This is a genomic window from Cupriavidus sp. 05L411, assembly GCF_056398045.1.
Window position 1 is genome coordinate 1 of sequence record NZ_JBFTOQ010000016.1, and the last position, 25,924, is coordinate 25,924.

Sequence of the window (25,924 nt, forward strand, 5' to 3'; positions counted from 1 at the left end):
GCCTGGGGGCGGGAAACACCCATGGCGATGCGAAGCGAGCCGTGGAGGTGTACCAAGGCCGTATGGCCGCCTTTTTTGCCTACTTTTTTGGCAAGACAAAAAAGTAGGTCGCCGCCCCGCAGGGGTAGTGAAACTGCCTTTGACTTTGCAGTTAAGCAGTTAAGCAGTTAAGCAGCTAAGCAGTTGCAGCCAGCATCTCAATCTACGCCCGCCTGAAAAACGCACTAACTACCAACCCCGTTGCCGGCGGCGGCCGGTTCGCCAACATCAACCTCCCCCCATTTCGCTGCAAGATCCGATTAACGATCGACATCCCCAGCCCGGCGCCCTTGGCTTCGCTGCGTGCGCCATCGAGCCGGTAGAAGGGCCGGGTCAGCAAGGGCAATTGCGCTTCCGGCACGCCGCTGCCATGGTCGGCCACGGTCAGCACGGCTTCCTTGTCTTCGATGCGGGTGCTGATCTCGACCACGGCTACGCCGTTGTCTTCGTCCTTGGCGTAGCGGCGGGCGTTTTCGACCAGGTTGTCCAGGATCCGCTGGACTTCCATGCGGTTGGCCACGGCCATTACGGGGTCGCCGGCGCGGACATGGACGCGTACGTCGTCGTGCGCGCCATAGACGCCGACGGCGTCTTGCACGAGTGCGGACAGGTCGACGGGTTCGACCGTCTCCAGCGCGGGGCGGGCGTAGTTGAGGAACTGGCCGATGATGGCGTCCATCTGTTCGATGTCGGCGATCATGGCTTCGCGCGTGGTGTTATCCACGGGGGACATCTCGGTTTCCAGCCGCAGGCGCGTCAGCGGCGTGCGCAGGTCGTGCGAGATGCCGGCCAGCATGACGACGCGGTCGTCGTCGAGCTGGCGCAGGTCGCGCACCATCTGGTTGAAGCTGTGGTTGGCCTGCGCCACTTCGCTGGCGCCGTGCTCAGGCAGGGTGGGCGGGTCGCCACCGCCGCCGATGGCGCGTGCCGCGTTGGCCAGCCGCTTGAGCGGGTGGTTGACCAGCGACGTGATAAAGGCTGCGCCGATGATCGACAGCAATAGCGCGGCGATGCTCCACCAGAGCCACTGGATGCCGGGCACGCGCTCGAACCGTTCGGGGCTGATCGCCACCCAGTAATCGTCGCCCTCGATCTCGAAACTCACCCATACGCCGGGAATGTCGTTCACGGTGGTGGCGATCACGGTCCCTTCGCCGAGCCGGCTGCGAATCTCCTGCTGCACCAGCTGGGTCAGGAAGGGGTTCGTGGTGGGCACGGAGAAATCGTCGTCTTTCTCGCGCGGGTAGACCTTGATGCCCTCGTTTTGCACCAGGTCGAGCAGCAGGAAACGCCGCCGCGCGGGATCGGAATAGAGCAGGGCGGCACGCGTGAGCTTGACCACGCTGACCACTTGCATGGCGATCTGCTGGGCGCGCGGCGCGCGTTCGAAGAGCCGATAGCTCTGGAACCAGATACCCAGCGAGATCGCCAGCAATAGGGCGATCAGCATGAAGGTTCGCCAGAACAGCGAACCGAACAGGCGCGTAGCCGTGCGGCTGATGACAGTCGCCACGATGCGCGGCGCCTTACTTCACGCCATCGGGGATGAAGACGTAGCCCAGACCCCAGACCGTCTGGATGAAACGTGGGTTGCCCGGATCAGGTTCGATCAGCTTGCGCAGCCGTGAGATCTGCACGTCCAGGCTGCGGTCGAATACCTCGTACTCGCGGCCGCGCGCCATTTCCATGAGCTTCTCGCGCGACAACGGCTGGCGCGGATGCCGGGCGAAGACCTTGAGCACCGAGAATTCGCCGGTGGTCAGGGTGATCTCCTCATCATTTTTGGTCAGCGTGCGGGTAGCGAGATTGAGCACGAAATCGCCAAAGGCGAAGGTCTCCGGGGTTTCCGACGGCGCGCCGGGGACTTCGGCGGGGCCCTTGCGGCGCAGCACGGCGTGGATCCGCGCGATCAGTTCGCGCGGGTTGAAGGGCTTCGGCAGGTAGTCGTCGGCGCCCATTTCGAGGCCGACGATGCGGTCGACGTCCTCGCCCTTGGCAGTGAGCATGATGATGGGCGTCTGGTCGTTGGCGCCGCGCAGGCGCCGGCAGATCGACAGGCCGTCTTCACCGGGCATCATCAGGTCGAGCACTAGCAGGTCGAAACGCTCGCGCAACCAGAGCTTGTTCATCGCGGTGGCGTTCTCAGCTACCAGTACGGTGAAGCCCTGTTCGCCAAGGTAACGGCGCAGCAGGTCGCGCAGACGGGGGTCGTCGTCTACGACGAGAATCTTGTGACTGGTATTTTCCATGGCGGTATCTTAGCGACAAACGCTTTCGGTCAAAATGGCTTAACAAAAGGTTACATACTTTACCCCGAGGTATGAAGGCGCGCATCCACCCTGCGTTTAAACTGCCGCATACCGTTTCCGTAGCCAGTCCCGCGGGGATTTCGTGGGCGTCCGCCGTGTAGTTCACTGCCATGACGTGGCGAGGCGGGGCTACTGGATGTCCGGCTTCCGGCGGTCCTGTAACCACCGTTTCCGAAGCCCAAACCGCCATTATCAATGAAAGTCACCTGCAAGCGCGCCGGGCATACCCTTTCCCGCGCCGGCGCGACTGTTGCGCTGTTGCTTGCCGCTAGTGCGGGGTACCCGCAATCGCCCGGCATGGCGCATTTGTTCCCGGGCGCTGGCAAGCCAGCACCCCGCGAGGCCGCCCCGCGCAACGAGCGCTACAGCCAGGACGAGGCGCGAGCGCGCGCCGGAAAGTACCGCGCCGAGCGTGACATGAACGAGCGCCTGCCCCACGCGTCCCCGAACGACAAGCTCTCGCCCGACGAGCGGCGCAAGCTGCGCCAGAACCTGTACGAACTCGGCCGGGAGATGTACCAGGGCGGCTAGGAGCGAGGCACGCGCACATGCGTGCAGCTTGACACGCTGCGCGGCGAGCGCGATATCGGCGTCCGTCCTACTTCAGCGCCATAGCCCCATCGCCTCATAGGCTCACAGCCTCACAGCCGCATAGCCTCATGGCAGGCCGGCGTGCGGCACTTCGACTTCCGTCATCAGGATACGGCCCTGGCACGAAGCGCGCCGCTGCGCCTCGTCGAAGTTCGGCGCGGCGGCCAGGAACAACGTGGTGCCACGCGGGCCACCCAGGGCGGCCGCGAAGATGCCCGTTCCGCAGGCAATCTCCTCATCGATGCGCCCGCCCGGCATTACCCGCAATACGCGATTGCCGATGGCGTCAGCCACCCAGAGCGCACCTTGCGCATCCTGGGCACACCCGTCCGGCGCCACCTTCGCGCCGCCCAGCACCTGGCCGAGATCCGATCCCGTGGGCTGGCTGCCGAAGAGGGCCCAGTCACGGCGCGGGCCCAGCGAGCCATCCGCGTGCAGATCGAAGGCCGAGATGCGATTGCCCAGGGTCTCGCCCACCACCAGGGACTTGCCGTCCGGCGTGATGACCGAGCCATTGGGGAAGAACAGGCCATCGGCCACCACGGTCACCGAGCCATCCGGGTCGACCCGCACCAGACTCGCGGTGCGCATCGGGGCGCCGGCCATCAGGTCGAAACCGAAATTACCCACATAGGCGCGGCCGTGCTGGTCCACCACCATGTCGTTGACGTGCCCGCTGGCCACGCCGGACAGGTCGGCATGTACCACGAGGCTGCCATCCGGCTCGCGGCGCAGCAGCTTGCGGTCGCGCATGGAGACGATCAGCAGGCGCCCGTCCGGCAGCCATCCCATGCCGGATGGCTGTTGCGGCACTTCGGCGATCTGTTCGACGGCGCCATCCAGGCTCACCGCCATCACCCGGTGGGTGTAGAAATCCGACAGCCAGAGCCGGCCATCGTGCCAGCGCAGTCCTTCCAGAAAGGTGTGCCCCTCGGTCAGGACCGATAGTTCGCGGTGCGCCATGCAGTGTCTCCGTTGTGATCTTTCGATCTTGTGATTGGTGTGCCTACATCCAATACGATTTGTGCCGGGACCGCAAGCGCGCCGCGGTGGGGGTCAGGCGCGGGGCTGGAAATGCCGCAGGAAGTCGACGAAGACCTCGGCCGCGAGCTGGGCGTCGTCGGCCGTGATGGTTTCCAGCGGGTTGTGGCTGATGCCGCCGTTGCCGCAGCGCACGAACAGCATCGCCACGTCGGTCATGCGCTGCATCATCATGGCGTCGTGGCCGGCGCCCGAGGGCAGCTCGAACGCGTCCAGCCCGCGCTTCTTGAGCACCGCGCCGAACTGGTCCATCAGCCAGCGCGCGCAGGGGGCGTTGTTGACCGGCGTCACCCGTTCCACGCCGGCGCTGAGGCCGCGACGCTCGGCGATGGCCTGGATGCCCGCCACGATGTCGGCAATGGCGGCTTCGCGGATGCTATCTTCGCCGGCACGGATGTCCATCGAGAACACGCATTCGGCGGGGATGACGTTGCTCGACCCGTTGGGCACCTGCAACTGGCCCACCGTGCCTACCAGCGTCGGCACTAGCCCGCAGCGCTGCTCCACCAGCAGCACCATCTCGGCCGCCGCCGCCGCGGCGTCCTTGCGCAGGGTCATGGGCGTGGTGCCGGCGTGGCTGGCCAGGCCCTCGACGCGGACCTGGAAGCGGCTGCTGCCGGCAATCTGCGTGACCACGCCAAGCGGCAGGCCGTGGTGCAGCAGGACCGGGCCTTGCTCGATATGGACTTCGACAAAGCCATGCAGGGTGGCGGGGTCTACCGCCGCGGCGCGCAGCGCATCGACGCCGCCCGCGCCCGGCAGGCCAGAGGCGGCCAGGGCTTCGCGCAGCGTCACGCCGTCGGTGTCSGCACGATCCAGCAGGGCSGGGTCGAAGCGGCCGGCCAGCACGCTGCTGGCCAGGAAGCTGGTCTTGAAGCGCAGGCCTTCTTCCTCGGCAAAGCCCACGACCTCGAAGTGATAGGGCAGGCGGATGCCGGCCGCGTTGAGCGCCCCAACCACCGCCACGGGCAGCAGGATGCCAAGCCGGCCGTCATAGCGCCCGCCGTTGCGCACGGTGTCGAAGTGCGAGCCCGTCATCAGCACGCGCGCGCCGTCGCCCACGGCAGGATCGGCGGCGTAGCGGCCGATCACGTTGCCGATGGCGTCGATGCGGACCTGCATGCCCGCCGCCTCCATCCATGCCACCAGCTGGGCCTGCGCGGCGCGGTGGGCCGGGGTCAGGTAGGCGCAGGTCAGGCCGCCTTCCATATCCGAGAAGCGGGCCAGCGCCGCGGCCTGGTCGAGAATGGTCTGGCCAAGCGGGAGGAGTGGGGAGGCGGATTGGGTCATGGCAGCTCGGGCAGTGAAGGCAGTGAAGGCAGCGAAGGCAGTGAAAGCAGGTAGCGGTGCAAAAGGCAGGACGTGGCGTTCAGCGGTTGCGCATCCACGTTTTCCACGCGACCCACAGCTTGCGCATGGGCGTGAGCGAGATGCGCTGGTTCAGCACCTGGAACTCGCTCGCCTCCAGCTCGTCGAGCAGCGTCTGGTAGATCGCGCCCATGACCAGGCCAGCGCGCTGGGCGCGGCGGTCGGCAGCGGGCAGCAGCGCCAGCGCCTCGCGGTACAGCGTGCGGGCCTGCTCGGCCTGGTAGCGCATCAGCGTGACGAAGCGATCGGAGTGCGTGGCCTGGTTGACCTCGGAGACCGGCACCTGGAAGCGCTGCAGCGTGTTTACCGGCAGGTAGATCCGGCCGCGCCGGGCATCCTCGCCCACATCACGCAGGATATTGACCATCTGCAGCGACAAGCCCATCTTTTCGGCGTATTCGAGCGTGCGCGGATCCGTTTGGCCGAGGATCCGGGCGCTCATGGTGCCGACCACGCCGGCCACGCAATGGCAATAGCGCGCGAGCGCGATGTCATCCAGGTAGCGCGACTGGTTGAGGTCCATCTCCATGCCTTCGAGCACTTCGTTGAACATCGGCTGGGTCAGCCCATAGGCTTGCGCGTGCGGCTGCAGCGCCTTGGTCACGGGATGGGTCGGCGCGCCGTTGAACATCTGGGCGAGCTCATTGCGCCACCAGGCCAGTTTTTGATAGGCCACGCTGGCGTCCTGGGTGTCGTCCACGACATCGTCGACCTCCCGGCACCAGGCATAGAGGGCGGTAATGGCCTGCCGCCGCTCGGGCGCCAGGAACAGGGAGCTGTAATAGAAGCTGGAGCCGCTCTGCGCGGCTTTCTCTTGGCAATACTGATCGGGCGTCACGCCAGGCTCGGGTCGGTGAAATGGGGGGCTATGGGGGGCTATATGCCTGCGCTGTCGCCGCGGCAGCCTGGCCGGCGCGGGGCGACCGGTGTGGCGAGATGGCGCGATGCGCTAGCCAGGGGGCCTGTGCCAAGAGCCGCGATTTCCAGTCGTCAGGCCATTCCACGACGGGGGGCAAGGCAGCGCGGGCGACGGGCCGGATTGTAGCATCGCCCTCCCGGCGGCACTGGCCGCGGGCGAGGGCGCCGTCGTGCACTTCGGGCCGCGCGGATACCCAGCGCTGCGGCATTTGGCCGCGCCCGGCGCGATTCCTGCGTCCGACTTGGGATCCAGGGTGGGTGCCCTGTTTGAAAAGTGCGTTTCCGGTATCCCCCTCCGCGCGCCATTTGACGCTTTCAGCTTCACGCCGTTACATTACTGACCGGCGAGTTATTAATCGCCGCCACGCCGCGCCGTGCCTGCCGCAGTGCAAACCGTGCCACCGATCTAACGCTTAACTCATGCCAGTGCCTCATCCCGGGCCGGAAGTTGTGGCCATCGAAGTGCCTTTTTCCACGCTTTTCAGCGCGAACGCATTCGCGGCCGGCTTGCGCATGCGCGGTCGCGGCGCGTTGGTGACCCTGCTGCTGCTCGCCGGAGTGGCGCTGGCGGGTTGCAGCCGTCAGGCAGAAAAGGCGCCAGAGATCCGCCCGGTGCGCCTGATGCAGTTGCAACCGGGCGCAGGCAAGACGGAGGTCGAGTTCTCGGGCGATGTGCGGCCCCGGATCGAGTCGCGGCTAGGCTTTCGCGTGGGCGGCAAGATTGCCGCGCGCCTGGTCGACGTGGGCGCCACCGTGCGCAAGGGCCAGCCGCTTGCCCGCCTCGACCCCGCCGACCTCGGCCTGGCGGAAGCCGGCTCGCGGGCCCAGTACGACGCGGCCAAGACCGACCGCGACCTCGCCGAGGCCGATCTGAAGCGCTACAACGAGCTGTTCGCCAAGAAGTTCATCAGCGCGGCCGAGCAGCAACGCCGCCAGGCCACCTTTGACTCCGCCGCCTCCCGCCTGCGCCAGGCCGAGGCGGGGCTGCGCAACCAATCCAACCAGACCGGCTACGGTGTGCTCGCCGCCGACGCCGATGGCGTGGTAACGCTGATCGAGGCAGAGGTCGGCCAGGTCGTGGCGGCCGGCCAGTCGGTCGTGCGGGTGGCGCAAACCGCGGAGAAGGAGGTCGCGGTTGGCCTGCCGGAGGATCAGGTCGAGCGCCTGCGCGGCATCTCCGACGTCACCGTGCGCACCTGGGCCGAGCCCGGCCGGCCGCTGCCGGGCCGCGTGCGCGAGATTTCGCCAATGGCCGACCCGGTGACGCGCACTTACGCGGCGCGCATCAGCGTGCCCAATCCACCGGCCGACTTCAAGTTCGGCATGACCGCCGTGGTCACCTTCACCCGTACCGGCGACGCTGCCGCGCTGCGGGTGCCGCTCTCCGCGCTGCTGCAAAAGCAGGGCAGCAACCAGGTCTGGGTGTACGACGCGGCAACGGGCGCCGTGCAGCCGGTCAACGTGACATTGGGCGAGCTTCAGGGCAACGAGATCCAGGTCAGGCAGGGGCTATCGCCCGGCCAGACCATCGTCACCGCGGGCGTGCACCTGCTCAAGCCCGGGCAGAAGGTCAAGCCGCTGCAGGCCGTGGTGCCCACGCCAGCCGTGCGCAACTAAGGCGCCGGCATGGATCATTCCCGTTTCAACCTGTCCCGCTGGGCTCTGGAGCACCAGCCACTGACCCGTTACCTGCTGGTGGTGCTGTTGCTGGGCGGGCTCTTTGCCTTTTTCCAGCTCGGTCAGGACGAAGACCCGCCTTTCACCTTCCGGGTGATGGTGGTGCAGGCGTTCTGGCCCGGCGCCACCGCCGAGCAGATCGCGGTGCAGGTCACCGACAAGATCGAGCGCCAGCTGCAGGAAGTGCCCTACGCCGACAAGATCCGCAGCTTCTCCAAGCCCGGCGAGACCACGGTGATCTTCCAGCTCAAGGACACCGCGCCGGCCAAGGACACCGCGCAGATCTGGTACACCGCGCGCAAGAAGGTCGGCGACATCGCGCAGACGCTGCCGCCGGGCGTGCGCGGCCCGTTCTTCAATGACGAGTTTGGCGACGTGTATGGCTCCATCTACGCGCTCTCGGCCGACGGCTTCAACTACAAGGAGCTGCGCGAGTACGCGGACCTGGTGCGCCAGCAACTGCTGCGTGTGCCGTCCGTCGCCAAGGTGTCGCTGATCGGGTTGCAGGACGAGAAGGTCTACATCGAATTCAACCAGGCGCGCTTTGCCCAGCTCGGGCTGGACATCAATGCGATCGCCGACCAGATCTCGCAGCAAAACAGCATGACCGCCAGCGGCGTGCTGGTGACCCCGGGAGACAACCTGCAGGTGCGCTTGTCGGGCCAGTTCGCCAACGTGGCCGACCTGGAAAACCTGGTGCTGCGCGGCCCCAACGGCATTGCCAATATCCGCCTGGGCGATATCGCCCATGTGTACCGCGGCTATGTCGATCCGCCGGCCAGCAAGATGCGCTTCCAGGGCAAGGAGGTGATCGGGCTGGGCATCTCGATGGAGCGCGGCGGCGACATCATCGCCATGGGCAAGAACCTGCGTGCCGCAACGGACGGTTTGCGCGGGCAGCTGCCAGTCGGCATCGAGCTGGACCAGGTGCAAAACCAGCCCGAGGCCGTTGAGCGGTCGGTGGGCGAGTTCGTGCACGTGCTGATCGAGGCCGTGGTGATCGTGCTGGGCGTGAGCTTTGTCTCGCTCGGGCTGCATACCAAGCCGCTGCGCATTGACGTGCGCCCGGGCCTGGTGGTGGCGCTGACCATTCCGCTGGTGCTCGCCGTCACGTTCCTGTTCATGAACATCTTCGGCATCGGCCTGCACAAGATATCGCTCGGGGCGCTGATCGTGGCGCTGGGGCTGCTGGTCGACGACGCCATCATCGCCGTGGAGATGATGGTGCGCAAGCTGGAGGAGGGCTTCTCCAAGATGGAAGCCGCCACCTTCGCCTACACTTCCACCGCCATGCCGATGCTGACCGGCACGCTGATCACCGCCGCCGGCTTCCTGCCGGTGGGGCTGGCGCGTTCCACCGTGGGCGAGTACACCTTCGCCATTTTCGCCGTGACCGCGATGGCGCTGGTGCTGTCGTGGCTGGCCGCGGTCTACTTCACGCCCTACCTGGGCTACCTGCTGCTCAAGGCGCGGCCCGCTGGCGAGGGCGAGCAGCATGAGGTGTTCGATACGCCGTTCTACAACCGCTTCCGCCGCCTGGTGCACTGGTGCGTGACGTGGCGCAAGACGGTGATCGTCATCACGCTGGTGGCCTTTGGTCTCGGCCTCTACGCCTTCAAGTTTGTGGAGAAGCAGTTTTTCCCGGACTCGAGCCGGCCGGAGCTGATGGTGGAGCTGTGGCTGCCGGAGGGCACCAGCTTTGCGCAGACCGAGGCCGAGGCCAAGCGCTTCGAGGCCGCGCTGCGCGGGGACCGCGAGATTGCCAGCCTGACCACGTTCGTCGGCAGCGGCGCGCCGCGCTTCTACCTGCCGCTGGACCAGATCTTCCCGCAGACCAATGTGGCGCAGGTGATCGTGATGCCGGCCGAAGTCGCGCTGCGCGACCGGGTGCGCCAACGCGTGGTGGACCTGCTGGCGCGCGATTTCCCGCAATTGCGCGGCCGCGTCAAGCTGCTGCCGAACGGCCCGCCCGTGCCCTATCCGGTGCAGTTCCGCGTGATCGGGCCGGACGCCGCCGGCGTGCGCAAGCTGGCTGACGAGGTCAGGGCGGTGATGAGCGCCAACCCCAACACCGTGGGGGTCAACGACAACTGGAACGAGAGCGTCAAGGTGCTGCGCCTGGACATCGACCAGGACCGCGCGCGCGCGCTCGGCGTCAGCACCACCGCGATGGCGCGGGTGACCCAGACGGTGCTGACCGGCGTGGCGGTGGGGCAATACCGCGATGGCGACAAGCTGATCGATATCCTGATGCGCGCGCCGCGCAACGAGCGCGACGCCATGTCCGACCTGCAGAACGTGCAGGTGCCTACCGCCAGCGGCCGCGTGGTGCCGCTGACCCAGGTCGCGCGCATCGCCTTTCGCTCCGAGCCGGGCGTGATCTGGCGCGAGAACCGCGACTTTGGCGTGACCGTGCAGGCCGACGTGGTCGAAGGCATCCAGGGCCCCACCGTGACGGCGCAGATCAATCCCAAGCTGGATAAGCTGCGCGCGCAGCTGCCGGCGGGCTACCGCATCACGGTGGCCGGGGCGGAAGAAGAAAGCGGCAAGGCCGGCGCGTCGATCGCCGCGCAGCTGCCGCTGTGCATCTTCCTGATCTTCACGCTGCTGATGCTGCAGCTGCACAGCTTCTCGCGCGCGCTGATGGTGTTCCTGACCGGGCCGCTTGGCCTGATCGGCGCCGCCGCCACGCTGCTGCTGCTCAACGCACCGATGGGCTTCGTTGCGCAGCTTGGCATCACCGCGCTGCTCGGCATGATCATCCGCAACTCGGTGATCCTGGTCGACCAGATCGAGCAGGACATCCGTGCCGGCGAGCCGGTGTGGGATGCCATCGTCGAATCCGCCGTTCGGCGCTGCCGCCCCATCATCCTGACCGCGGCAGCGGCCGTGCTGGCCATGATCCCGCTGTCGCGCTCCGTGTTCTGGGGGCCGATGGCGGTCGCCATCATGGGCGGGCTGGTGATTGCGACGGCGTTGACGCTGCTGTTCCTGCCGGCGCTGTATGCGGCCTGGTTCCGGGTCAAGGCGCCGGAGCCGGGCGGGGCGGTGCTGGCACGCTGAACGCGTGCCCGGGCGTGCTCTGACGGCAGAACCGCCGAGCACGCTCCCTATCTCACATCAACTCGAAGCTGACGTCCTGCGCGCCTTCCCACAGCACCTTGGTGCCCAGCGCGCGCAGGTTCTCCTTGCCTTGCACGATCGTCAGGAAATGGTTGCCCGCCAGCTGGCCCATCTTGCTGGCAAAGCAGCAACTGCCATACGCCAGGATGATCTCGGTCTCGCTGTAGCCGCCGGGGTAGAACAGGATGTCGCCGACCGAGGGGTGGCTGGTGTGGTTCTCGAAATCCACGCCCAGCTTGAACTCGCCCAGCGGGATCCAGCAGCCTTCGCCGCTCCAGCGCACATGGATCAGCTTTTGGCGGTAGGGCAGCAGCTTGGTGAAGGCCGCCACGGTGAGGGGGGCGTCGGGATGGGTTTCGGCGACGAACTGGTAGCCGCCGGCGGTCATGCGGATCTGGGCCATTCAGGCTCTCCTGGGGAAATCGGGGTGGTCGCTCAGCTTAGCGCGGCGACCAGCTTTTCGGCAAATGCAATCAGGCTGCGGTCGCTGCCGGCCGGGCCCATCAGCGAGATGCCCAGCGGTGCGCCTGCGCGGCTGGCCAGTGGCAGGCTCAGGTGCGGGAAGCCGGACAGCGGCGCCAGGCACAGCGTTTGCGCCGACAGGTTGCGGTAGGTCTCAAGTTCCTCGCCGGCGGCGTCGGACAGCGGGGCGATGTCGGGCATGGTCGGCAGGATCAGGATGCCGTCGTCGCCAAGCAGCGCCGCCAGATGCGCGGTAAAGGCGCGGCGAATCGCGCTGGAGGCTTCGAGGCGGGCTTCGGTGACGCCCTTGGAGAATGCGAAGCGCGCGGCCACGTCGGGGCCGAGCTGCAGGCCGTATTGCTCGATCATGGCGCCGTCGGTCTGCCAGGCTTCCCAGCCCTGCACATAGCGGAAGGCCCACCAGATGTCTTCCAGCGGCCGGTCCGCCACGGTGACGGGCGTGGCCTTGCCGAAGGCGGCCTCGATGCCGCCGACCACCGGCAGCAGCGCGTCCAGCGCGGGGGCGGTGGGCATGCGGAACAGGTCTTCGGCCAGCAGCAGGCGCGCTCTGGCGGGCAGGGGCCGGGGGTCGCTGCCGAGCAGCACGTCGGCCACGCGCGCGAAGGTGCCGATGTCGCGTGCAAAGAAGCCGCAGGTATCGAAGCTGTCGCACAGCGCCAGGGTTTGCGCCAGCGAGATCCGGCCAAAGGTGGGGCGGATGCCGAACAGCCCGCAGTGGCTGGCCGGCGCGCGCACCGAGCCGCCGGTGTCGGTGCCGAGCGCGAAGTCGCAGAGCTTGTTGGACACTGCCGAGGCCGAGCCGGAGGACGAGCCGCCCGTGATGCGCCCCGGCGCCGCGCCATTCACCGGCGCGCCATAGTGGGCATTCTTGCCGTTCATCGAGAACGCCAGCTCATCCGTATGGGTCTTGCCGACGAAGGCCGCGCCGGCATCCAGCAGCCGCTGCACGGTAGGCGCGGTGGTGGACTTGATGCCCGACATGGCCAGCACATGGGGATTACCCCCGCCGGTTGGGTAGCCGGCTACGTCGAACAGGTCCTTGGCGGCGAAGGTCAGGCCGGCGAGGGGGCCGCTGGCCGCATTGGCAACGGGTGCGTCAGGGTAGGGGAGGAAGGCGTGGGAGGGATGGCTGGCCAGGGTCATGGATGCGGGTAGCGGTGAAAGTGAGGGCTAGGGTAGCAATCAGTAAAGGCGATATTGGCACGGAACGCACGGCATACACGGCATGCGCCGGCATGCCGTACCGTCACGGCGGGTTGACAGAGCTTACGCCACGGCCTCGGCACGGGCGACAGGCTCACTGGCCAGCACACAGCTCACGCTATGCCCGCCACCCAGCGCGGTCGCCCGCGGCACCGCCTCCAGGCATTGCGCGCGCGCGTGCGGGCAGCGCGGGGCAAAGCTGCAGCCCGGCGGCAGGGCCGACAGATCGGGTGGCGAGCCGGCGATGGTCTGCAGCCGCTGGCCGCGGTCCATGCCGTGCTGGCGGCTTTGCAGCAGCGCCATCGTATAGGGATGGCGCGCGGCGCGCAGGATGGTGCGGATCGGGCCTTCCTCGACGATGCGCCCGCCGTACATCACGGCGACGCGGTCGGCGATTTCCACAGCCGCGCCGATGTCATGGGTGACGAACACGATCGACAGGCCAAGCTCGCGTTGCAGCTCGCGCAGCAGGATCAGCACCTGGATCTGCACGGTGGCGTCCAGCGCGGTGGTCGGCTCGTCGGCCAGCAGGACCTTGGGGTTGGCCGACAGTGCCAGCGCGATCATGGCGCGCTGGCGCATGCCGCCGGACATCTCGTGCGGATAGGCTGCCAGGCGCCGCTCCGGGCTGGGAATGCGCACGGACTCCAGTGCGCGCAGCGCGCGCTGGCGCGCTTCGGCCGCGGACACACGGGCGTGGGTGCGGATGCACTCGATGATCTGCTGGCCGATCGTGTAGACCGGGTCCAGCGCCAGCAACGGTTCCTGGAACACCATCGCCACCTTGCCGCCGCGCAACCGGGCGAGGCCTCGGCCATCGAGGGCGGTGACGTCGGTGCCGTCGATGCGGATCTCGCCTTCCATGCGGGTGCGGCGCGGCGGGTGCAGGCGCATCAGCGCGCGCAGCGTCACGCTCTTGCCGGAGCCGGATTCGCCGATCAGGGCGAGCGTCTCGCCAGGCGCCACCTCAAGCGACACGCCGCTGACGGCGCGAATGGTCTTGCCGCCGCCGGAGAAGGTCACGCGCAGGTCGCGCACCGACACCATGGGCGCGGCTGCCTGGGGTTCGGTGCTGTGGTTGGGTGCGGTCATGGGTACGTTCGCGGGTACGGTCACGGGTGCATTCACGGGTGCAATCACGATTTGGCCCTCAGGGTGCTGCAACGAGCGGGCTGGCGGCTGCGGGCATCTGCCGGCTGTGGCCGCCGTCCGCGCTAGCCATCAGGCAGGCCACCGGATGCCCCGCCAGCGCTTCGGACAACTGCGGCGCACGGCGCGAGCAAACGTCCTGTGCCATGGCGCAGCGCGGATGGAAGCTGCAGCCGGATGGCGGGTTGATCGGGTTGGGCGGGTCTCCCGCCAGCGGCGCAACCTGGGTGCGGTGATCCGGGTCCATTGCCGGCATCGAGGCCAGCAGCGCACGCGTGTAGGGGTGCGCGGGGTTGGCGTAGAGCGTTTCGGTGTCGCCCACCTCCACGACCTTGCCCAGGTACATCACCATCACGCGGTCGCACAGGTAGCGGATCACATTCAGGTCGTGGCTGATGAAGACGTAGGTAAGGTCGAACTCGGCCTTGAGGTCGAGCAGCAGGTTCAGCACCTGCGCCTCCACCGATTTGTCCAGCGCCGACACGGCTTCATCGAGAATCACCAGGCGCGGGCGCAGCACCAGCGCCCGCGCGATATTCACCCGCTGGCGCTGSCCGCCGGAGAGCTCGTGCGGATAGCGCCCGGCAAAGCGCGCCGGCTCCAGGCCCACGCGATCCAGCAGGGCGCGCGCGCGCACGCTGGCTTCGGCCGCGTCGATGCCGTGCACGCGCGCGGTAAAGGCGATGGATTCCTCGATGGTCAGGCGCGGATTGAGCGAGGAGTAGCTGTCCTGGAACACCATCTGCACCTGGCTGCGGTAGCGCTTCATCGGCAACTGCGCCGATCCCACGCCCAGCGCATCGAAAATCAGCTCGCCGCTGTTTTGCTCGATCAACTGCATCAGCAGCCGCGCGGTGGTGGACTTGCCGCAGCCGGATTCGCCGACCACGCCCAGGGTTTCGCCCTTTCTCACTTCGAAGCTGACGCCGTCGACGGCGCGGACTTCGCCACCGCTGCGCCAGGGTAGTTTCGACTTGAGCGGGAAGTGCTTGATCAGGTCGCGCGCGATCACCAGCGGTTGCGCGGGGCCGCCGACGTCGGTGTTGGCCAGTGCATCGGGTACCGTGTCTTGCCAGGTTTCCGTCATGGCGTCAGTCCTTGATTTCCATCGCCGAGCGAATGCCATCGGCGAGCAGGTTGAAGGAGATCGAGGTCAGGAAGATCATGGCGCCGGGCAGGGCGGCAACCAGCGGCTGCGTATAGATCGCCGTGCGCAGCGTGTTGAGCATCAGGCCCCATTCCGGCTCGGGCGGCTTGACGCCGAGGCCGAGGAAAGACAGGCCCGAGGCCAGGATCATCGACACCGAGATCAGGCTGGTGGCGTAGACAAAGATCGGCCCCAGCACATTGTTGAGCACGTGGGCGCGCACGATGGTCAGCGACGACGCACCCGAGGCGCGCGCCGCATCGACGAACTCGCGATTGCGCACTTGCGTGGTCACGCTCTCCGCCACGCGCACGATCTGCGGCACGAACACGATGGTGAGCGACAGCAGCGCATTGCCGACGCCCGCGCCCAGCGTGCCCGACAGCGCGATGGCCAGCAGCACCGAGGGGAAGGCGTACAGGATGTCGACCAGCCGCATGATCACGGTATTGGTCCAGCCGCCGGCATAGCCCGCGACGATGCCCAGCGCGCTGCCGATCACAAAGGCGATCAGCACCGGCGTGATGCCCATGAACAGCGACAGCCGCGCGCCCAGCATCAGGCGGGACAGCAGGTCGCGCCCCAGCTCGTCGGTGCCAAGCAGGTAGTGCTGCGTGCCGATCGGCTTGAGGCGCTTCATGATCGAGGCCGCGTACGGATCGGCCGGCATCAGCGCGGGCGCGAAGATCGCCATCAGCACCAGCGCCAGCAGGATCAGCGCGGCCAGCATGGCCAGCTTGTTGCGCAGCAGGCGTTTGCCCACTGTGGCCCAGTAGCCGGGCGAGCGCTGCACGACGGGCACAAGGGCGGGCTTTTTCAGAGTCATTTCCATGGGGGCTCCCGGGTTTCCTTGATGGCGTCAGTTGCGCTGGATGCGCGGGTCGAACAAGGTCTGCAGCGCATCGACCAGCAGGTTCAGCAATACGAAGAACACGGCAAGCACAAGGATGGTCCCCTGCAGCAGCGGAAAATCGCGCTGGAAGATCGCCGAGTTGAGCAGGAAGCCCGTGCCGGGCCAGGAGAACACCGTCTCGATCAGGATCGAGCCGCCCAGCAGGTAGCCGAGCTGCAGGCCCATCACCGACAGCGCGGTGGGCGCCACGTTCTTCAGCACATGGCGGAATACCGCCAGCTCCGACAAGCCGCGTGCCTTGAGGCCGACGATGAACTCGTTCGAGAGGATTTCGGCCACGAGCGCGCGGATGGTGCGTGCCACGATGCCCATCGGGATCACCGACATCGTCACCGCCGGCAGCACCATGTACTGGATATGCTCCCAGTTCCATGCCCAGTCGCTGGAGCCACCGGGGCCGGCGCCGGTGGCGGGCAGCCAGCCGAGGAACACGGAGAACACGATCACCAGCACCATGCCCAGCCAGTAGTGCGGCATGCTCACGCCGAAGACCGACAGGAAGGAGGCCGTGCGGTCCGCAGCGGAATCGCGGAAGTAGCCCGCCACGAAGCCGAACAGGCAGCCGAAGGTAAAGCCGATCAGCGTGGCCACCGCGGCCAGCCGGACCGAGTTGATCACCGCCGTCATCACCTCGCTCATCACCGGGCGGTTGGTGGCGATGGAGGTGCCCAGGTCGCCGTGCAGCGCGCGGGTGAGCCAGTGCAGGAATTGTTCGAGGAAGGGCTTATCGAAGCCGTAGAGCACGGTGAGCTGGCGGCGCAGGTCCTCGGAGGCGTCGGGCGGCAGCACCGACACCAGCGGGTCGCCTGGCGCGATATGGACCAGCGAGAAGCAGAGCAGGGCGACCCCGAGCAGGATGGGGATCGCGTAGACGATGCGGCGGAGCAGGTAGAGCATGTTCGTGGCCGGGAAGGAAGGCGAGCGTTGCCTGCCGTGGTTTCTCGGGGGAGCCCGGCCGATGCATGCCGGCCGGGCATCTTCTGGATTGCGCTGCGCGTGGCCGGCCCGGGACCGGCCACGCGCGCTGGCCGCTTAGTGCACGGCTCAGTCCATCGACATGGTGGCGATGTCGATAAACCAGCTCTGCGGCTGCACCACACCCTTGACCTTCCTGGAGATCGCACGCGGGCCAACGTCATGCGCGATCAGCACGAAAGGCGCTTCTTCCACGATGCGGGCATGCAGCTTGGCCAGCGCCGTGTCGCGCGCCTTCTCGTCGAACGATGTGCGCGCCGTTTCGATCAGCTTGTCGAACTCCGCGTTGCCGAAGTAGCCCCAATTGTTCGAGACCGGCGGCTGCGTCTTGGTGCTGACAAAACGGACCATGGCGAAGAACGGGTCCATCGCCGCAAAGCTCACGTTGATGGCGTTGGCGCCATGCGCGCTCGGGTCCTTGGCACCGATGCGCCAGTTGGTAAACAGCGTGTTCCACTCGACCACGTCGAAGTCGACGTCGATGAAGCACGCCTTCAGGTTCTGCTGCACGTACTCGTTCATCGGCAGCGGCTGCATCTGGCCGGAGCCCGAGGCAGAGACCTGCACCTTCACCTTCATCGGCTTGGCGGCCGAGTAGCCGGCCTCCTGCATCAGCTTGCGCGCGGCGTTGGCGTCGTACTTGATATCGAACGTGGGGTTGCCCCACCACGGGTTGCCCTTTTCGACGATGCCCTTGGATTCGGCCATGTAGCCGCCCAGCAAGGTCTTCAGGCCCTCGCGGTTCACGCACAGGTTGGCCGCCTGGCGCACGCGCTTGTCGAGCCAGGGCGATCCGGGCGCGAACGACAGCTGCCACGGCCACATATGCGGCTGGGCATTGGCGTAGACCTCAAAGCCGCGGCTCTTGATCTGCGCCACGGCATCCGGTGCCGGTGCCTCGATCCAGTCGACCTGGCCCGACAACAGCGCGGCGGTGCGGGCATTGGCCTCCGGCATCGGCTGCATCACCACCTTGTCGATCTTGGGCACGCGCTTGGCGTCCCAGTACTGCGCGTTCTTCACCATCTCCAGGCGCTCGCGCGGCACGAAGCGGCTCATCTTGAAGGGACCGGTGCCGGAAGCATCGGCGGCAAAGGCCACCCAGGCTTGCTTGGAGCGCTCGGCCGGATCGGTCACCGAGGCCGGCACGGCGGCCAGTTTCTTGTCCCACTGCGTGGGCGAAGCCATGAACAGGTTGCTCAGGTTGTAGGGCAGGAAGGAGTCCGGCTCCGACGTGACCAGCTCCACCGTGAGGTCGTCGATCTTCTTGGCCGAGCGCAGCGTCGGCATGCGCGAGGCGGTCACGCCAACCTGGCTGGGATCGAACTGCCTGGCGGTCTTGTCGAGCACCTTGCCCACGTTCCACACCACGGCGTCGGCGTTGAACGGCGAGCCGTCGTGGAATTTCACGCCGGGGCGCAGCTTGAAGATCCACTTGGTCTTGTCCTTGGCATCGACCTTCCATTCCGTGGCCAGGTCGGCAATCAGCAGGCTGGGGCCGYTGSCCTTGGASAGRTCCCAYTGSGTCAGCSCGTCRTACAKSGGGATGCCGGTGAAGCGGTTGCCYTCGAARCCCTGGTCGGGCTGGCCCAGCGTGCGCGGGATGTCGGCGGCGGTCATGCCGATGCGCAGTACCTTCTCGGCCATCGCGGTGCCCGGCAAGGCAAGGATCGAGACGGCGGTGATCGCGGCAGCGGCGGCGATGGACTTCAGGCCGGGTTTCACGCTTCTTACGGAGTCGGAAGAGAAAACGGTCACGGGCAAAGCTCCTGGGTGGGGGGAAGGGGAGACGGAACCAGTTAAGCAAGTCATATGCCAGTGCCTATGCCTATGCCTATGCCACTGCCAGTGCCCGAGCTTTGTTCCGCTGGCGTTCCTGCCATGGCCTGTTTTTTGCTGACTTCCCCGTCTGACTCCCAACCAACCGGCTTCCCGACATGGATCAGCAACACCTTCCCCGCATTAACGCAGCACGCCTGTGGCAATCGCTGATGGACCTCGCGCAGATCGGCGCCACGCCCAAGGGCGGCGTGTGCCGCATCGCGCTGACCGAACTGGACCGCCAGGGCCGCGACCTGGTGGTCGGCTGGTGCCGCGCGGCCGGGCTCGATGTGCGCACCGACGAGGTAGGCAACGTGTTCGCGCGCCGTGCCGGCAGCGATCCCCATGCGGCCGCGGTGGCCACCGGCAGCCACATCGACACCCAGCCCTCGGGCGGCAAGTTCGACGGCAATTTCGGCGTGCTGGCTGGCCTTGAGGTGATGCGCACGCTCAACGACCTGGGCATCGTCACCCGCGCGCCGCTGGAGCTGGCGTTCTGGACCAACGAGGAGGGCACCCGCTTTACGCCCGTGATGATGGGTTCGGGTGCTTTCGCCGGCGTGTTCGAGGCGGAGTTCATCCGCGCCCAGCGCGACCTCGACGGCATCAGCGTGGGCGAGGCGCTGGAGCAGATCGGCTACCGCGGCGAGCAGCCCGTGGGCGAAGTGCCGGGGGGCATGTTCGCGGCCTATTTCGAGGCGCATATCGAGCAGGGGCCGGTGCTGGAAGCCGCCGGGCTGCCGATCGGCGTGGTCTCGGGCGCGCTCGGCCAGCAATGGTGCGACGTGACCGTGACCGGCATGGACGCCCACGCTGGCCCCACGCCGCTGGCGCTGCGCCACGACGCCATGCTGGCGGCCGCCCGCATGATCGATGAAGTCAATCGCATCGCCGTGGCGGAGGCCCCGCACGGGCGCGGTACGGTAGGCTACGTGCAGGTCACGCCCAACTCACGCAACGTGATTCCGGGCCGCGTGGACTTTTCCGTGGACCTGCGCAATCTCTCGCAGGCCGGGCTGGATCGCATGGACGCCGCCATGCGCGCGTCGTTCGCGCAGATTGCGCAGCGTGGCGCGGTGGAAGTGTCGATCCGCCAGGTGGTGAAGTTCGAGCCCTGCGTGTTCGCGCCGGCATGCGTGGACAGCGTGCGCCGCGCCGCGGCCGCGCTGGGGCTGCCGCACATGGACGTGGTCAGCGGCGCCGGGCACGACGCCGTGTACGTGGCGCAGCGCGCGCCCACCGGCATGATCTTCGTGCCGTGCAAGGACGGCATCAGCCACAACGAGCTGGAAGACGCGCTGCCCGAGCATATCGAGGCCGGCGCCAATGTGCTGCTGCAAGCGATGCTGGAGCACGCGCGCTAATGCCATTCAGCGATTTAGCGATTTAACTTCTCAGTGGGCGATCGAACGCGAGATCGCCCACGCGCATTCGATCACCATCGGCGCCAGCTTTTTCTGCGCCTCGGCCATGCTCCAGCGGCTGGCCGGCGGCGACACATGCACCGCGCCCACCGCCTGCCCCTGGCTGTTGACGATGGCCGCGCCCACGCCCATATCGCCCAGGAACAACTCCTCGTTGTTGCAGGCGTAGCCCACCTTCCGGCAAGCCACCACCGTCTCGAAGATCGCCGCCACATCGGTCAGGGTGGACGGCGTGCGCGCCACCCGGGCCGAGTCCTCGAGCATGGCCATCACCTGATCGTCGGGCAACGTGCTCAGGTACGCGCGGCCGCTGCTGGTGCAGTACATCGGGATGCGCATGCCAACGGGCGTCAGCACCGGGATGTACTTCGACGTCATCAACTGCGCCACGTAGACCATTTCCAGCCCCACCGGCTCGGTCAGGTTGGCGGTCTCGCCGCTGGCATTGGCGAGCTGCGACAGGTAAGGGCTGGCGACCTGGATCAGCGCGTCGGCGGACAGGTAGTTGTAGCCGATCTCCATCACCTTGGGCGTCAGCCGGAAGCGCCGCGTCTGCGGGTGCTTGGCCATATAGCCCAGCGTTTCCAGCGTATGCACGGTGCGTTGCGCGGAGCTTTTGGTCATGCCGGTCAGCCCCGCCAGTTCGGCCAGCGTGAGGGTGCGATGGGCTGCGCTGAAAGCCCGCAGCACTTCCAGCCCTTTCTCCAGCGACTGATTGAAAAGCGGGTCAGGGCGAGCGGATTTTTCGTCGCTTTCCGTGCCGCTCTCCGTGCTGCTGGCCGGCGCTTCGCCGCCGTTTTCCTGATGGTCTTGCCGGTTCATGTTCGCGTTCCGCCGAGTCTTCGTACAGGTGGCGGGCACCATCGCAGGGAAGGCCTGCACCACGATGAATGCATATTGCACCAATATACGACTGAATCGATTATCGATTCGTTTGGTTTCCGTCCATGATATTCGGGCTATCTTTCTTTGGGAATAGCGGCGGTGCCGCAGGCCCTCCGATTTGGGAGCGCGGGCTTTCTCATTTCGGTTGAATGCCTTGTTTTATAAGGCTTCCAGGGGGCTTGCCTGGTTGTGGGTGGGTGAGACATGCATCGCATGCGCGACAGTGCAATGCGGTCGATTCGTTCCCCTTCAGTGTTTACCCGCACTCCTGATTTGTTGACGATCAGTGAAATATCAGACTAGTATCACAACAACTTCAAGACTGCGGGAATCACCATGTCGAACCCGATCCGGCTGGTCGGCGGCGCCGATCACACCCCCGAGCCAGCTTCGCGCGCTGCCACTGGCGCCGCGTTGCGCGAGCAGGCCTATGCCGAGATCAAGCGGCGCATCATTTCCTGCGAATTTCGTCCTGGCGAGCCGCTCAACGAAGCCCAGGTCGCGGCCTTGCTCGGCATTGGCCGCACCCCCGTGCACCAGGCGCTGCACCGGCTGGAAGTGGAAGGGCTGGTGTCGATCCTGCCGCGCAAGGGCGTGCTGGTCTCGCCGCTGTCGCTCAATGAAGTGCTCGACATGATCGAAGTGCGCGCCACCAACGAAGTGCTGTGCGCCACGCTGGCCTGCGAGCGCGCCCACGAGAGCGATCTCAAGGCCATGCGCGAGATCGTCGACCGCTCGCCCGACCTGATCGCGCGGCGCGACATCACCGGCCTGGCCGCGCTCGACCTCAAGTTCCATACCGCCATGTCGGCCGCCTCGCGCAATCGCGTGCTGGCCGACCTGCTGCGCGGCCTGCACGAGAAGCAGGCGCGCTTCTGGTTCCTCTCGCTGTCCGACCCGCAGCACCTGGAGAACGTCTACCAGGAGCACAGGGTGATCATCGACGCCCTGGAGCGGCGCGACGTGCCGGCGGTGCGCGAGGCCATCCGCGAACACATTGACGAATTCCGGAAGAACATCATCCGGACCATCTGACCGTTTTTCTCCGCAACATCCGCAACAGGTAGTGAGCAATGCCGACACTTCAATTCCACGTAGCCGGCGAGGGTGAACTCGTCCTCGATATCCAGCGCCTCATCATCGCCGGCTGGACCGGCCGCGACGCCGACGCCGTCAACCACCACATCCGCGAGCTCGAAGAGATCGGCGTCAAGCCGCCGACCACCGTACCGTGCTTCTACCCGCTGGCCGCTTCGCTGCTGACCACCGACGCGCTGCTCGAAGTGCCGCGCGAAGACTCCTCCGGCGAAATCGAGTTCGTGCTGCTGGCGGCCAAGGACGCGATGTACATCGGCGTGGGCTCCGACCACACCGACCGCAAGGTCGAAGCCTATGACGTCACCGTCTCCAAGCAGATGTGCGCCAAGCCCCTGGGCACCGAAGTCTGGCGCTTCGACGATGTGGCCGCGCACTGGGACCAGCTGCAGATGCGCTGCTGGCGCACCCGCAACGGCCAGCGCGAGCTCTATCAAGAAGGGCTGGTCACGCGCCTGCTGGACCCGCGCGACCTGATCCAGCGCCTCACCGGCGAAGACAAGCTGCCGGTGGGCACCGCCATGTTCTGCGGCACGCAAGCCGTGATTGGCGAACTGGGCAGCGGCGAAGCTTTTGAAGTCGAGCTCCACGATCCGGTGCTCAAGCGCACGCTGCGCCATGCCTATCGCGTGGAATGCCTGGCGGTCGCACCATGAGCACCGCGCTGCCAACCATCGCCGCGCTTGCCGCCGACCTGGCCGCCGGGCGCACCACCAGCGTGGCGCTGACCGAGCAGGCACTGGCTCGCATCGACGGCCACCGTAACGCTGGCGGCACCGCCTTCCTGGAGGTGGACGGTGCCGGCGCACTGGCCGCAGCCCGCGCCGCCGACCAGGCACGGGCCGCAGGGCTGGTGGCATCGCCGCTGGCCGGGCTGCCGGTCTCCATCAAGGACCTGTTCGACGTAAAAGAGCAGGTGACCCGCGCCGGCTCGAAAGCGCTCACGGGCGAGCCCGCCAGCGCCGACGCGCCCGTGGTGGCGCGCCTGCGCGCCGCCGGCGCCGTGCTGATCGGGCGCACCAACATGAGCGAGTTCGCGTTCTCCGGCCTCGGCCTGAACCCGCACTACGGCACGCCCCGCACGCCCTTCGACGACGCACGCATCGCGGGTGGCTCCACGTCCGGTGGCGCGCTCAGCGTGGCGCTCGATATGGCCGTCGCGGCGCTCGGCACCGACACCGGCGGCTCCATCCGCATCCCCAGCGCGTTCTGCGGCCTGACCGGCTTCAAGCCCACCGCAAGCCGTGTGCCGCTGGCCGGCGCCGTGCCACTGTCGACATCGCTCGACTCCGCCGGCCCGCTGGCGCGCTCGGTTGCCTGCTGCGCCGCGTTCGACGCCATCGTCAGCGGCGAAACGCTGGACAGCCGCCCCGCGCCACTGGCCGGGCTGCGTCTGCTGGTGACCCGCGATTTCGTGTGCGAAGGCCTCGATGCCGAAGTCGCCCAGGCCTTCGACGCCACGCTCGCCACGCTCTCCCGGCTCGGCGCGCAGATCGTACCGTTCGATTTCCCCGAGCTCAAGCGCCTGCCGCAGATCAACGCCGCCGGCGGCCTCACGGCAGCCGAAGCCTGGCACTGGCACAAGCAGTTGCTGGCCGAACGCGGCGATGCCTACGACCAGCGCGTTGCCATGCGCATCCGCCGTGGCGAGCAACTCGGCGCCGCCGACTATATCGAGCTGCTGGCCGAGCGCCGCGCCATGCAGGCTCGCGCCGCCGACCTGCTGCGCGATGCCGACGCCTGGCTGACGCCCACGGTTGCCGTACGCCCGCCACGGCTCGATGCCCTGCAAAGCGACGAAGCCTTCTTCGCCACCAACGGCCTCGTGCTGCGCAACCCCAGCGTGCTCAACTTCCTCGACGGCTGCGCCGTATCGCTGCCGATGCCGGCGGCGGAGCAGGGCATGGGGCTGAGCGTCGGCGGCCTGAACGGGCGCGACGCGCGCGTGCTGCAGGTGGCCGGCGCCATCGAAGCCGCGCTGCAGTAACGCGTAGCAGCCAGCAGAAAAGACCGAGGGCCGCGACCAGGCAGCGCGGCCCCGTCAATCAACACCCAAGGAGTACCACCGATGTCTTCCGTGATGACCGGCGCCCCTGGCGCCCTGGAAAGCCCGGCCCACACCCCGGCAGAGCGCAATGAGGCCTACCGCAAGATCGCGGTGCGGCTGATTCCCTTCCTGGTTTTCTTGTTCGTGCTCGCCTGGATCGACCGCGTCAATGTCGGCTTTGCCAAGCTGCAGATGCTGCAAGACCTGCAATTCAGCGAAGCCGTCTACGGTTTCGGTGCCGGCATCTTCTTCATCGGCTACTTCCTGTTCGAAGTACCCAGCAACCTCTTGCTGGAAAAAATCGGTGCGCGCCGCACGCTCGCCCGCATCACCATCCTGTGGGGCTTTGCCTCCATGGCGATGATCTTCGTCAAGACCCCCATGCAGTTCTACGCCCTGCGATTCCTGCTCGGCGTGTTCGAAGCCGGCTTCTTTCCCGGCGTCGTGCTCTACCTCACCTACTGGTTCCCCGCCCAGCGCCGCGCCCGCATCAACGGCCTGTTCATGACCTCGTTCGCCATCGCCGGCGTCATCGGCGGCCCGCTCGCCGGCTTCATCATGAGCAGCATGGAAGGCGTCGACGGCCTCGCCAACTGGCAATGGCTGTTCGTCATCGAAGGCATCCCCTCCGTGCTCGCCGGCATCGCCGTGCTGATGTTCCTGCCTGAAAAGCCCATCAGCGCCAAATGGCTCAGCCCCAGCGAGCGCGACCTCGTCACCCGCGAGATCGAAGCCGAAAACCGCGACCCCGCCAAGCACTCCTCGCTGCGCGCCGCCTTCACCAACTCGCGCGTCTGGATCTGCGCCGCCATCTACTTCTGCGTGGTCAGCGGCAACGCCACCATCGCCTTCTGGTCGCCATCCATCATCAAAGAGCTCGGCGTCAAGGGCAACCTGCAGATCGGCCTCGTCTCCGCCATTCCCTTCATCGCAGGCACCCTCGCCATGGTCTGGAACGGCATCCACTCCGACCGCACCGGCGAACGCCGCCTGCACTGCGCGCTAGCCACCCTGATGGCCGCCGCCGGCCTCGTGCTCACCGGCATGTGGCTGCACAGCGCTGTGCTCGCCATGGTGGCGCTCACCATCGCCTCCGTCGGCATCCTCGCCGCCTTCCCGGTCTTCTGGTCGCTGCCCTCCGCCTTCCTCGCCGGCACCGCCGCCGCGGGAGGCATCGCCCTCATCAACTCCATCGGCAACCTTGCCGGCTTCGTCGCGCCTTACATGATCGGCTGGTTCAAAACCAGCACCGGCCAGCTCTCGTCCGGCCTGTACTTTGTCGCCGCGCTGGAAGCCTGCGCCACCGTCCTGGTGCTGGCATGCATCAAAACCAAGGTCAGCGCGAAGGCATAGCCCAAGAGATGCCCCCGGCAGCACGGGGGGCTGGATTCCAGCGGCGCTTTGCGCTAGAATCCGCTGCCTCGTTGCGCTGCATGCGCAAAGTGCGCCGGCAGCACAGGTAACACAAGCCAGGCGGGCAGTTTCAGCCGCCTGTTTGCTTTTGTGCTCTTGTGAGATCTCTCACGCTGCCCGGCACGCCTGTAAGACAACGAGCACAGCGGCCTCCCGTCAGGGATGCACGCCGCAGGGACTGCGAGGGTGGCGAAATTGGTAGACGCACCAGGTTTAGGTCCTGACGCCAGCAATGGTGTAGGGGTTCGAGTCCCCTCCCTCGCACCAAAATTCCCTTTAAAATCAATGGCTTGTATTTTCAGG

21 protein-coding genes and 1 tRNA gene are annotated in these 25,924 nt (G+C 66.9%); 9 read left to right on the forward strand and 13 right to left on the reverse strand.

Annotated elements, in window-relative coordinates:
• Positions 1-202 precede the first annotated feature (202 nt).
• Both AC1DQR_RS19705 and ompR read right to left on the reverse strand, forming a co-directional pair.
• Entirely contained in the window at positions 203-1,552 is a 1,350-nt protein-coding gene (locus AC1DQR_RS19705; RefSeq protein ID WP_150990620.1) for a sensor histidine kinase, read from the reverse strand.
• Positions 1,553-1,565: 13 nt separating this feature from the next.
• The gene (gene ompR / locus AC1DQR_RS19710) at positions 1,566-2,288 is read right to left on the reverse strand and encodes an osmolarity response regulator transcription factor OmpR (RefSeq protein WP_006576352.1); all 723 of its coding nucleotides are present in this window, start codon (positions 2,286-2,288) and stop codon (positions 1,566-1,568) included.
• 255 nt (positions 2,289-2,543) lie between these two features.
• Between ompR and AC1DQR_RS19715 the strand changes: the two genes are divergently transcribed.
• On the forward strand, positions 2,544-2,879 hold the full coding sequence (locus AC1DQR_RS19715) for a hypothetical protein (RefSeq protein ID WP_477133583.1): 336 nt from the start codon (positions 2,544-2,546) through the stop codon (positions 2,877-2,879).
• Positions 2,880-3,005: 126 nt separating this feature from the next.
• On the opposite strand, the gene AC1DQR_RS19720 is transcribed toward AC1DQR_RS19715, so the two are convergent.
• The 3 genes from AC1DQR_RS19720 to hpnD all read right to left on the reverse strand — a co-directional run bounded on the left by AC1DQR_RS19720 (position 3,006) and on the right by hpnD (position 6,186).
• Positions 3,006-3,902 (reverse strand): SMP-30/gluconolactonase/LRE family protein, encoded by an 897-nt coding sequence (locus tag AC1DQR_RS19720; RefSeq protein WP_416048253.1) that lies wholly within the window; start codon positions 3,900-3,902, stop codon positions 3,006-3,008.
• 93 nt (positions 3,903-3,995) lie between these two features.
• A complete protein-coding gene (locus AC1DQR_RS19725; RefSeq protein ID WP_416048254.1) occupies positions 3,996-5,270 on the reverse strand; it encodes a Zn-dependent hydrolase in 1,275 nt (424 codons plus the stop codon).
• A gap of 79 nt (positions 5,271-5,349) precedes the next feature.
• Entirely contained in the window at positions 5,350-6,186 is an 837-nt protein-coding gene (gene hpnD, locus AC1DQR_RS19730; RefSeq protein WP_477133584.1) for a presqualene diphosphate synthase HpnD, read from the reverse strand.
• Positions 6,187-6,686: 500 nt separating this feature from the next.
• Between hpnD and AC1DQR_RS19735 the strand changes: the two genes are divergently transcribed.
• Complete coding sequence (locus AC1DQR_RS19735) at positions 6,687-7,883, forward strand: efflux RND transporter periplasmic adaptor subunit (RefSeq protein ID WP_477133585.1); 1,197 nt, start codon at positions 6,687-6,689, stop codon at positions 7,881-7,883.
• Between the two features lie 9 nt (positions 7,884-7,892).
• Positions 7,893-11,006, forward strand: coding sequence for an efflux RND transporter permease subunit (locus tag AC1DQR_RS19740; protein WP_477133586.1), 3,114 nt, complete (start codon positions 7,893-7,895; stop codon positions 11,004-11,006).
• A gap of 52 nt (positions 11,007-11,058) precedes the next feature.
• On the opposite strand, the gene AC1DQR_RS19745 is transcribed toward AC1DQR_RS19740, so the two are convergent.
• The 7 genes from AC1DQR_RS19745 to AC1DQR_RS19775 form a co-directional block, all read right to left on the reverse strand.
• Positions 11,059-11,469 carry a DUF3830 family protein gene (locus tag AC1DQR_RS19745; RefSeq protein ID WP_477133587.1) on the reverse strand — a complete coding sequence of 137 codons (411 nt, stop codon included), beginning with the start codon at positions 11,467-11,469 and terminating at the stop codon, positions 11,059-11,061.
• Between the two features lie 32 nt (positions 11,470-11,501).
• Entirely contained in the window at positions 11,502-12,692 is a 1,191-nt protein-coding gene (locus tag AC1DQR_RS19750) for an amidase (protein WP_416048259.1), read from the reverse strand.
• Positions 12,693-12,815: 123 nt separating this feature from the next.
• Complete coding sequence (locus AC1DQR_RS19755; RefSeq protein ID WP_416048260.1) at positions 12,816-13,844, reverse strand: ABC transporter ATP-binding protein; 1,029 nt, start codon at positions 13,842-13,844, stop codon at positions 12,816-12,818.
• A 58-nt stretch (positions 13,845-13,902) separates the two neighbouring features.
• A complete protein-coding gene (locus AC1DQR_RS19760) occupies positions 13,903-14,988 on the reverse strand; it encodes an ABC transporter ATP-binding protein (protein WP_477133588.1) in 1,086 nt (361 codons plus the stop codon).
• Positions 14,989-14,992: 4 nt separating this feature from the next.
• Positions 14,993-15,880 (reverse strand): ABC transporter permease, encoded by an 888-nt coding sequence (locus AC1DQR_RS19765; RefSeq protein WP_416048262.1) that lies wholly within the window; start codon positions 15,878-15,880, stop codon positions 14,993-14,995.
• Positions 15,881-15,907: 27 nt separating this feature from the next.
• Positions 15,908-16,858, reverse strand: a complete 951-nt coding sequence (locus tag AC1DQR_RS19770; protein ID WP_416048263.1) for an ABC transporter permease — start codon at positions 16,856-16,858, stop codon at positions 15,908-15,910.
• Positions 16,859-17,005: 147 nt separating this feature from the next.
• Complete coding sequence (locus AC1DQR_RS19775; RefSeq protein WP_477133694.1) at positions 17,006-18,583, reverse strand: ABC transporter substrate-binding protein; 1,578 nt, start codon at positions 18,581-18,583, stop codon at positions 17,006-17,008.
• A 290-nt stretch (positions 18,584-18,873) separates the two neighbouring features.
• Here AC1DQR_RS19775 and AC1DQR_RS19780 point away from each other — a divergent pair, with 290 nt between their 5' ends.
• A complete protein-coding gene (locus tag AC1DQR_RS19780; RefSeq protein ID WP_477133589.1) occupies positions 18,874-20,121 on the forward strand; it encodes a Zn-dependent hydrolase in 1,248 nt (415 codons plus the stop codon).
• Between the two features lie 30 nt (positions 20,122-20,151).
• Here the strand turns inward: AC1DQR_RS19780 and AC1DQR_RS19785 are convergent, their stop codons facing one another.
• Entirely contained in the window at positions 20,152-21,003 is an 852-nt protein-coding gene (locus AC1DQR_RS19785; RefSeq protein ID WP_477133590.1) for an IclR family transcriptional regulator, read from the reverse strand.
• A 399-nt stretch (positions 21,004-21,402) separates the two neighbouring features.
• On the opposite strand from AC1DQR_RS19785, the gene AC1DQR_RS19790 reads away from it, so the two are divergent.
• From AC1DQR_RS19790 to AC1DQR_RS19810, 5 genes are all read left to right on the forward strand, one after another.
• Positions 21,403-22,101, forward strand: a complete 699-nt coding sequence (locus AC1DQR_RS19790; protein WP_150990592.1) for a GntR family transcriptional regulator — start codon at positions 21,403-21,405, stop codon at positions 22,099-22,101.
• 38 nt (positions 22,102-22,139) lie between these two features.
• Positions 22,140-22,817, forward strand: a complete 678-nt coding sequence (locus AC1DQR_RS19795; protein WP_477133591.1) for a DUF2848 domain-containing protein — start codon at positions 22,140-22,142, stop codon at positions 22,815-22,817.
• Positions 22,814-24,148: an amidase gene (locus AC1DQR_RS19800; protein ID WP_416048267.1), complete on the forward strand. Its 1,335-nt coding sequence runs from the start codon at positions 22,814-22,816 to the stop codon at positions 24,146-24,148. The genes AC1DQR_RS19795 and AC1DQR_RS19800 overlap by 4 nt, the downstream gene beginning before the upstream one ends.
• Before the next feature lie 81 nt (positions 24,149-24,229).
• A complete protein-coding gene (locus AC1DQR_RS19805) occupies positions 24,230-25,561 on the forward strand; it encodes an MFS transporter (RefSeq protein ID WP_416048268.1) in 1,332 nt (443 codons plus the stop codon).
• 240 nt (positions 25,562-25,801) lie between these two features.
• Positions 25,802-25,888, forward strand: a tRNA-Leu gene (locus tag AC1DQR_RS19810).
• Positions 25,889-25,924: the final 36 nt, after the last annotated feature.